The sequence below is a fragment of the Eubacterium sp. AF17-7 genome, assembly GCF_003461285.1.
Lineage (GTDB): Bacteria > Bacillota > Clostridia > Lachnospirales > Lachnospiraceae > Eubacterium_U > Eubacterium_U album.
Genome location: NZ_QTWU01000035.1, coordinates 1 through 1,367, shown reverse-complemented (window position 1 = coordinate 1,367; position 1,367 = coordinate 1). Strand labels below are relative to the sequence as shown.

Annotated in this window: 2 protein-coding genes; both read left to right on the top strand. The window is 31.5% G+C overall.

The window, feature by feature from the left end:
- On the top strand, positions 1-402 hold a 402-nt coding region (locus DWW96_RS13705; protein WP_199522712.1), incomplete at its 5' end, for an AHH domain-containing protein.
- Positions 403-416: 14 nt separating this feature from the next.
- Positions 417-983 carry a DUF1629 domain-containing protein gene (locus tag DWW96_RS13700; protein ID WP_117910814.1) on the top strand — a complete coding sequence of 189 codons (567 nt, stop codon included), beginning with the start codon at positions 417-419 and terminating at the stop codon, positions 981-983.
- Positions 984-1,367: the final 384 nt, after the last annotated feature.

The window sequence follows — 1,367 nt, the reverse complement described above, 5'->3', positions numbered from 1 at the left end:
GGAGCCGGAGTAGGAGTAGCCGGAATACGAAACGCAGCAAAGAGTGGAAAACTTGCAGGGTTTATGGCAGATGAAGCAGGAAGTGTGTCGTATGAGGGTGGTAGAAAACCTAATCAAATACATCATTTCGCAACAAATAAGAGTAAGAAATATACAAGTCAGTTTAAAAATATAACTCAAAAATATGGATTAGACTTAGATGGAGATTGGAATAAAGAATTGATGCCTCATCAAGGTCGTCACCCGTACGCTTATCATGATTATGTTCTTGATAATATGCAAAAATTTAATAAAATAGCAAAGGGTGATAAAACTAAATTTTTGAAGTTATATGACCAAATGAAGCAAAAAATAATTAGTAATCCAGACATGTTATATAAGTATTATTGGAATAATCAGTAAGGAGAGTGTTATTAATGAAGTATTATAAATTAAGTTATGATTATGAAAATGATGATGATTATGTGAATTGTAATGTAGGAGTTATAGGGGATATTGATGAATATTCTGTATCCTGTGGAAATTATATTAATGATTGGTCGGAGGTTAGATTTAAATATAACTCAGAAGAGGGGGATGTTCTATCAGATTACATAGCCAATGTGTATAGGTGGCTGGTTGTATCAAAAAAATTTAGAGAATTAATCGAGCAGATTGTAGATGGAAATGCGATACAGTATCTTTCAACAAAATTGATTGATACTAAGAATAATGAGGAGAATACGGAATATAGAATTGCAAATCTATTAGATGTGGTGGATGCTTTAGACTTAGAACACTCTCAGTATGATTTATTTGAACTTGATAATGAAAAAATTATTTCAGTAGAAAAATATGCTTTGAAAGAAGAAATGGTGTTGGGGCACGATATATTTAGATTAAAAGATGATACAATACCGATTTTTATTTCAGAACGTATTAGGGATATTATTGAAAATAATTCTTTGACAGGATTTGCATTTATTGAAGTTGAAGTTTATTAGTTTGATTATGTCTACATATATAAAAAAACGAAGTCACAATTAAATATCTTTATCAAAAATAGGAACGTATTGTTTTCATAGCACTTGCGCTGTGGAGACAATGCGTTTCTATGACAATTTTCAAAATCTTTTCAAAACTGATGATATTGGTCTACGTCTTGTGAATATCGTGCCCGAAATCTGCCTTTTTGTCATTTTACATAGACAAAAGATGCTTTAACTAGTCACTACTACTTACGAGCCTGATACTATAGCCAAACCATCAGAAGATTTACCAGAAATATGTCATCTATAATGATTGCTTAAATTTGTGTATATGAAACTCTAACCCAGAACGGTTACATTTATTGTGGAGACAATCCGCTGTATTACATAGATCCTGAC

Excerpts from the sequence above, each read along its gene's own strand:
- DWW96_RS13700 (WP_117910814.1), top strand. The coding sequence starts at position 417 with ATGAAGTATTATAAATTAAGTTATGATTATGAAAATGATGATGATTAT.